1 pseudogene is annotated in these 558 nt (G+C 45.0%); it reads left to right on the top strand.

The window, feature by feature from the left end:
* Window positions 1–558: pseudogene (locus A3763_RS28990) on the top strand (peptidoglycan-binding protein); the annotation flags it as partial.

Here is a 558-nt window from a genome sequence, read left to right as displayed (position 1 = left end):
GATTCCGACGATTCCACTTGATGCAATAGCCAGTTTCTTGTCTCAGAACCGAATTGTTGAAAAAGAAGAGATGGAAATGGCGCCTTACGTGCTTATCGGTCGTGAGAATCACCTGATCACCGGGACTGGTGATACGGTCTTCGCTCGAGGTGACGTTAAGGGTGCTGAGAAAGTAGCCGTATATCGTTCTAGCGAGACTTATATTGACCCCGAAACGAATGAATTATTGGGGCTTGAAGCGAAAGCGATTGCCACTGCAGATGTTGATCAAGTAAACAAAGAAGTTGTGACGCTGAATATTCTTCGTAGCAGTGAAGAATTGCGCCAAGGTGACCGCTTGTTGCCGACTGAAGATAGAATGATTAACTCTAATTTTGTGCCAAGTAAGCCAGAGCATGATATTCGAGGCAAGATGATTTCTGTGGCTTCAGGTGTTGGTAATATTGGTCAGTATAATGTTGTTGTTATCAACCGCGGCGAGCGTGATGGTATTAAGGAAGGTAATGTACTCGCAGTATACAAGAGAGGCGGCTTGGTTCGTGATCCTTACACCAAAGA

Source organism: Oleiphilus sp. HI0128 (genome assembly GCF_001635365.1).
The sequence above is the reverse complement of the archived record's forward strand: the minus strand, read 5'-3'. Positions and strand labels throughout refer to the sequence as shown.